The sequence below is a fragment of the Vibrio sp. V39_P1S14PM300 genome (genome assembly GCF_009904765.1).
Lineage (GTDB): Bacteria > Pseudomonadota > Gammaproteobacteria > Enterobacterales > Vibrionaceae > Vibrio > Vibrio proteolyticus.
The window spans coordinates 1-6,356 of record NZ_WXWP01000064.1 but is presented as its reverse complement, the minus strand read 5'-3'; the positions used below and the strand labels follow the sequence as shown (position 1 = coordinate 6,356).

Here is a 6,356-nt window from a genome sequence, read left to right as displayed (position 1 = left end):
ACTTCCGGTTGGTTTAATTTTTCGGCTTTCTCAGTGCATCTGTTTGCACGGGATTTGTTTGCTGTTATCAAGGATTAGATGTGACTATAGCCACACGAAGAACTTTGCTTCTTCCTTATAATGAGTCGTTACAGTCAGAATTTCTGATGCTCAATTGCTGCGCGAAAAATCGGGCGGAAATGAATGGTCCGCATACGGTCGCGTCTGCCAAACAGTTGTTTCAAAAGGTGCTTCATGATCCCAACTTGTACAGTATGGCGGTGTTGGACAACACCACACGCGAGTACATTGGTCACGTCTTTATTAGCAACCTGGACGGGGTGCCGGAGCTGGGTTTTATTTTCGATAAGCTGTATTGGGGGAAAGGCTTAGCCAGTGAAGCGTTGAAAGCGTTTTTCCCCAAAGCACTGCGTGAACGGCAGATTGAAAAGGTGATTGCCTCGGTCAATCTTCACCATGCGCCTTGTTTGAGGCTGCTACAGAAGCTGGGGTTCGTCATCCGAGAGGAAAAACAGGATGGATTTGGCCCTTATTATGAGCTCGAATTTACATCCGATGCGGTGGTAGATGAAAGTTCACTGGTCTGAAACCTACCATGGTCAGTTGGCCCTGGTAACAATCATCGCCCAGTGACGAAAACTCAAACAGATACACCGTATGCCAACGCCAGACTCCGCCTGGCGTTTTTAGTTTGTGGGCACCAAATGCGACACTCAGCAGTTGCAGATCGAGTTGTTCACACTTTCTGACGATCGCAGCTTTTGCCAGTTCGGCCTGGCGGCGTTGTTGCCAGAACAGAAAACACAGTAGCGTCAGGCCAAGTATCGCCAGTAAGTTGTGAATCATTTTACGCCTTCGTCGACTGTTGCAGATTAAATAGCGCCTGGGCCAGTTCCTGTGATGGACTGGCGTGGAGCAGCGGCAGTAATACCATCCGCAGTTCAGGGATCATGACCAGGTCAGCAAACAGCTGGTTGAACAGGGCTTGGTTGCCGGTCTGAGCCAGCCTGAGCAGAAAACGCTCTGCTGTGCCTGCATCCGCCAGCCAGTGCCAGGCTCGTCCGGCGATGCCAATCAGAATTTCCTGATGGCTCAGACGCGGACTGCTCAGTACTGCGTCAAGAACCGGCGCAGACAAAGTGCGATCGGCACCATTAAGAGCGCGCACCAGGGCGGATAACAGGAAGAGGTCTGGATCACTACTGTTGATTTGCGCCAGTGCCATTTCCTGCAGGCGCAAAGCCAGTTTTTCGGGTACAGGGCCATGTTCGAGCGCACCCAGCAAGGCATAGAGCGGTTCATTTGGTAACTGTGTGAGCGCTTTACGTATTAACACCCCGTTTTGTTGCTGCTCAAGGCGAGCGCACAGATCGGTGATGCCCTGTAGGCCAACCGTCTGCCATTTTTCCCACCCCATTGCACCACTGAAATAGTGCTGTGCGTGTTCATAATACTGGCTGGTCGGCAAATCGAGCTGCGCACGCAGTTGGCTGTGAAACACCGCCATCTTGTCTTCAGAAGGCTTAAAAGTGTATGGATTGTTGGCCAGTTTCTGTTGTTGCTCTTCGCTCATTTCCTGGCTCAGACGCGTGCCCATCGCTTCTATGACGTATTTGAGGAAGTTGCCAATCTCGGCTTGATTGAGTAGCCCACGCTCATCCAATTCGAATTTAAGAAACCAGATCCACGGTTGCTTCTCTGTATTCCAATACGCAATCGCCAGATGGGCTTTACGCTGGAGTGGGTACGGATAAGGATGCTGGCCCTGTTCGACACTGGTAAACAGTTTTGGGACAATCGGGGTGATCCGACGGCCGAGGTCAAAAATCTTATACTGACAGCCGCTGTTTTCCAGCAATTGAGTCAGGGTATGAATGGTGTCCATGAATCGGTACTTCCTGAGAAACTTTCCCTAATAGATGGTATCCTGTCGGCCATTTTCAAGGTCAATTACCGAAATAATGCGGTAAAGGGTGCGATAACCTTCTTTATGTCACGAACTCTACAACTTCACTGCGTACTGCAACAACTCGAAGCAGAATTACGCCGCTGTCAGTTATGGCAGTCTCAGCCGCCGTCGGCTCAGGCTCTGACCAGTCAAGAGCCGTTTGCTATTGATACGCTGGCACCTCATGAATGGCTGCAATGGGTGTTTATGCCACGCATGCTGGCCCTTATCGAGGCTGAAGCGCCATTACCACGGGGATTCGCGCTGACGCCTTATTTTGAAGAGGTGTGGAAAGACACGCCTTCGCATCAACCTTTGCTGGTGCTGGTGATGGACATCGATCGGGTGTGTGCGTGATGTTGGAGATTATTTATCAGGACGAGCATCTGGTGGCGGTCAACAAACCTGCGGGTATGCTGGTTCATCGCAGTTGGCTGGACAAACACGAAACCCAGTTCGTAATGCAGACTCTGCGAGATCAGTTAGGTCAGCATGTCTTTCCGTTGCACCGCCTTGATCGGCCAACGTCGGGCGTGTTGGTGTTTGCGCTGTCGAGTGAAGTGGCCGCTAAGATGATGCCAATGTTTGCCAACCATGAAATGGAGAAAACGTATCATGCGGTGGTGCGTGGCTGGATAGAGCAGGGGGATGTACTGGATTACCCGCTGAAAGTGGAGCTCGATAAGATTGCTGACAAATTTGCCCGTGAGGACAAAGAAGCTCAACCGGCGGTCACGGCGTATCAACCGCTGGATAAAGTTGAAGTGCCTTATTCAACCGGACGTTTTCCAACCAGTCGCTATTGTTTGCTGGAGATGAAACCGACGACTGGCCGAAAACATCAGCTTCGGCGACACATGCATCATCTTAGCCACCCCATCATTGGCGATACCACGCACGGTGATGGCAAGCACAACCGTTTGTTTCGTGAGCACTACGATTGCCATCGTTTGCTGTTACATGCGTCGAAGCTGCGCTTCATGCATCCTTTCCGTGGTGAGGTGCTGATTTTGCGCGCCGGGTTCGATGACGTCTGGCAGAGGCTGTTTCGCGAATTTGACTGGCCGCAGCCAAAGCGCTGAACCTCATCCAGTAAAAAGCCCTCTTGCGAGGGCTTAATGTTTTATTTATCCAGATAAGTCTGAATGGCTTGCTCTATGCCCGCGGCATCCAGCCCCAGCTCAGCATGCAGTTCTTCCTGCGTGCCCTGGGCGATGAATTTGTCCGGCAAGCCCAGGTTAAGTACTGGTTTAAGGCGTTTTTCCTGCATCAGAAACTCCAGTACACCGGCTCCCGCGCCACCGGCAATGGCATTTTCTTCCAAGGTCACCAGAACGTCGTGGTCTGTCGCAAGTTGGCGAATCAGCGCTTCATCCAGAGGTTTCACAAAACGCATGTCTGCGACAGTGGCGTTGAGCGCTTCGGCGGCTTGCAGTGCGTTGGGCATTAACGCACCGAAGTTAAGGATGGCCACTTTCTCACCCTGGCGTACTATACGGCCTTTGCCGATTTCTAGTGCGGTGAACTCTGGATTGATATCGGCGCCGATGCCACTGCCACGCGGATAGCGCACCGCGCTTGGTCCTTGATGTTGATGGCCGGTATACAGCATTTGGCGGCATTCGTTTTCATCACTTGGTGCCATAATGACCATGTTTGGAATGCAGCGCATGTAACTGAGATCGAACGCTCCCTGGTGCGTTTGGCCGTCTGCGCCAACCAGACCGGCGCGGTCGATGGCAAACATGACTGGCAAGTTCATGATCGCGACATCGTGAATCAACTGGTCGTAGCCACGCTGAAGGAAGGTAGAGTAGATCGCCACAATCGGATGATTACCGGCGATCGCCATGCCTGTCGCTAATGTGACGGCATGTTGCTCCGCAATGGCGACATCAAAGTATTGCTCCGGATATTCTTTGGAGAACCGAACCATACCAGAGCCTTCGCGCATGGCGGGGGTGATCGCCATCAGCTTTGGATCCTGAGCGGCCATATCACACAAGAAATCGCCGAAAATGTTTGAGTAACTAGGTTTGCCACCTTTACTTTTCGGCAGGCAGTCGTGACTTGGATCGAATTTAGGCACGGCGTGGTAGCCAATGGGATCTTTTTCTGCCTGCTCATAGCCTTTGCCTTTCTTGGTCATGATATGCAGGAACTGCGGACCTTTCAGCTCGCGCATGTTCCGGAGTGTTTTGACCAGTTCCAGCACATCGTGGCCGTCGACCGGACCGATGTAGTTAAACCCCAATTCTTCGAACAGCGTACCCGGCACGACCATGCCTTTAAGGTGCTCTTCGGTGCGACGCACCAGTTCTTTGATCGGTGGTACCCCAGACAGCACTTTCTTACCGCCTTCACGGATAGAGGTGTACAGACTGCCAGACAGCAGTTGAGCCAGATGGTTGTTGAGTGCCCCAACATTCTCTGAAATCGACATTTCGTTGTCGTTGAGGATCACCAGCATGTCCGGGTGGACATCACCGGCGTGGTTCATGGCTTCAAACGCCATTCCTGCGGTGATGGCGCCGTCGCCAATCACACTGACGGTTTTGCGATCTTTGCCTTCTTTGCCGGCACTGATGGCCATACCAAGGGCGGCACTGATCGAGGTTGAGGAGTGACCGACCGATAAGGTGTCGTATTCACTTTCTCCACGCCACGGAAACGGGTGCAGGCCGTCTTTCTGGCGGATCGTCGGCATACGGTCACGACGTCCGGTTAAAATCTTATGCGGATAAGCCTGATGACCTACGTCCCAGATCAATTGATCAAATGGGGTTTGATAGACGTAGTGCAGGGCGACGGTCAGTTCGACGGTGCCCAGACCTGAAGCCAGATGTCCGCTCGACTGGCTGACCGAGTTGAGCAGATAGGTACGTAATTCTTCACACAGCTTCGGCAGCGTATCTTTCGGCAGGCTGCGCAGTTCATCTGGCGTATTTGCCAGGGCCAGTGTGGGATACTTTGAAATATCAAGAGTCATTATAAATGCGCGCTTATAGTGTTAATTTTTGCGCTCGATGACGTATCGGGCGAACTCTTCGAGTAACTCTGTATTGTAAGGGATTGCTTCCAAAGCCGCGAGGGCTTCCTCTAACAGAGCATGAGCTTTATTTATAGCACCTTCCAGCCCCAGCAGCGCGGGGTAGGTGCTCTTATTGAGTTGTTGATCAGAGCCCTGGGGTTTTCCCAGCGTTGCGGTGTCACTGATGATGTCTAAAATGTCGTCCTGCACCTGAAAAGCCAGACCAACAGCATCGGCGTAGCTGTCTAACTGCGGCAACACGGCCAGGCCTTTAGGGCCTGCCGCCAACGCGCCAAGACGGATTGCACACTTCATCAGGGCTCCGGTCTTGTTGCGGTGAATGGCTTCCAGCTCTTCCAGCCCGACCTGACGGTTTTCGGCCGCCAAATCCAGCGCTTGTCCGAGGCACATGCCATTGGCACCGGATGACTGAGCCAGCACCTGCACCATGGCAATGCGGTTGCTTTCGGCGCGCGAGGCGATCGGACCTTCAGCCAGAATGGAAAACGCCAGTGTTTGCAGGGCATCGCCAGTCAGAATGGCGGTCGCTTCATCGAATTTAATGTGGCAAGTGGGATGGCCGCGACGCAGCTCGTCATCGTCCATGGCTGGCAGATCATCGTGGATCAGGGAATAGGCGTGGATACATTCGACCGCACTGGCGGGCGTGTCCAGCTCGTGCGGCTCACAGCCAAGCATTTGGCCGGTCGCATAAACCAAAAATGGGCGCGCACGTTTGCCGCCCAAGGTTAAACCGTAGCGCATGGCTTCGATCAGTGGTTGCTCCTGATGAGGTAACTGATCCAGCCACGCATTCAGTTGTTGATTGTTTCTTTCCTGATAGGCTGTTAGCGCCTCAATCATAACGTGCTCTTCTTAAATCAATCTTATGTCTGGCTGCAGGGTTATTCTGCCGGGATGTCAAATTCGCTCAGAGGCGCCTGGTCATCATTGCTGAGAAGAATGCTGACGCGTTGCTCAGCTTCCGTCAGTTTGGTTTGACCCGCGCGAGCCAGAGCAATGCCGCGCTCAAATTTTTTCAGCGCTTCATCCAGCGCAAGATCGCCGTTTTCCAGTTGCTCAACCAGCGTGTCGAGCTCCTCGATGGTTGCCTCAAAGGACATGTTTTCAGGTTTCTTGCTTGCCATAGTTTTTTTCGCTTGAGAAGGATGGACGAAAGTTACCTTAGGGCGTGGGGATGGTCAAATTTAACCGGGTAAATTTGTCATAAAAGTTGAATTCCCGCGCCGATTTGGACAAATCCTAACAAGAGCTGTGAGCTGGATTCGGGATGCAGGTTTTAAACTGGAAAAGTCACGCAGAAAATCGTTTATTTAACTCTGAGAGAGAAAATAGTTAAAGATCTCATCTTATTGC

General features: G+C 52.2%; 8 protein-coding genes. 3 read left to right on the top strand and 5 right to left on the bottom strand.

Annotated features, from left to right (window positions below; all coding sequences use genetic code 11):
* The first annotated feature begins 80 nt into the window (after positions 1 to 80).
* The gene (locus tag CAG65_RS03265) at positions 81 to 587 is read left to right on the top strand and encodes a GNAT family N-acetyltransferase (protein WP_161448904.1); all 507 of its coding nucleotides are present in this window, start codon (positions 81 to 83) and stop codon (positions 585 to 587) included.
* On the opposite strand, the gene CAG65_RS03260 is transcribed toward CAG65_RS03265, so the two are convergent.
* Together CAG65_RS03260 and CAG65_RS03255 are read right to left on the bottom strand one after the other, a co-directional pair.
* The gene (locus CAG65_RS03260) at positions 547 to 846 is read right to left on the bottom strand and encodes a DUF3301 domain-containing protein (protein WP_021706659.1); all 300 of its coding nucleotides are present in this window, start codon (positions 844 to 846) and stop codon (positions 547 to 549) included. The two genes, CAG65_RS03265 and CAG65_RS03260, sit on opposite strands and share 41 nt — an antisense overlap.
* Before the next feature lies 1 nt (position 847).
* Entirely contained in the window at positions 848 to 1,885 is a 1,038-nt protein-coding gene (locus CAG65_RS03255) for a DUF3549 family protein (RefSeq protein WP_161452150.1), read from the bottom strand.
* Positions 1,886 to 1,990: 105 nt separating this feature from the next.
* On the opposite strand from CAG65_RS03255, the gene CAG65_RS03250 reads away from it, so the two are divergent.
* Both CAG65_RS03250 and truC read left to right on the top strand, forming a co-directional pair.
* The gene (locus tag CAG65_RS03250) at positions 1,991 to 2,305 is read left to right on the top strand and encodes a YqcC family protein (RefSeq protein WP_161448900.1); all 315 of its coding nucleotides are present in this window, start codon (positions 1,991 to 1,993) and stop codon (positions 2,303 to 2,305) included.
* Positions 2,305 to 3,030 (top strand): tRNA pseudouridine(65) synthase TruC, encoded by a 726-nt coding sequence (truC, locus tag CAG65_RS03245; RefSeq protein WP_161448899.1) that lies wholly within the window; start codon positions 2,305 to 2,307, stop codon positions 3,028 to 3,030. The genes CAG65_RS03250 and truC overlap by 1 nt, the downstream gene beginning before the upstream one ends.
* Positions 3,031 to 3,071: 41 nt before the next feature.
* Here the strand turns inward: truC and dxs are convergent, their stop codons facing one another.
* From dxs to xseB, 3 genes are read right to left on the bottom strand one after another with little or no spacing between them, the layout of a single operon-like run.
* Positions 3,072 to 4,937 (bottom strand): 1-deoxy-D-xylulose-5-phosphate synthase, encoded by a 1,866-nt coding sequence (gene dxs / locus CAG65_RS03240; RefSeq protein WP_161452148.1) that lies wholly within the window; start codon positions 4,935 to 4,937, stop codon positions 3,072 to 3,074.
* Positions 4,938 to 4,958: 21 nt separating this feature from the next.
* Entirely contained in the window at positions 4,959 to 5,843 is an 885-nt protein-coding gene (ispA, locus tag CAG65_RS03235; RefSeq protein WP_161452146.1) for a (2E,6E)-farnesyl diphosphate synthase, read from the bottom strand.
* A 41-nt stretch (positions 5,844 to 5,884) separates the two neighbouring features.
* Positions 5,885 to 6,127 (bottom strand): exodeoxyribonuclease VII small subunit, encoded by a 243-nt coding sequence (xseB, locus tag CAG65_RS03230; protein WP_021706665.1) that lies wholly within the window; start codon positions 6,125 to 6,127, stop codon positions 5,885 to 5,887.
* Positions 6,128 to 6,356 lie beyond the last annotated feature (229 nt).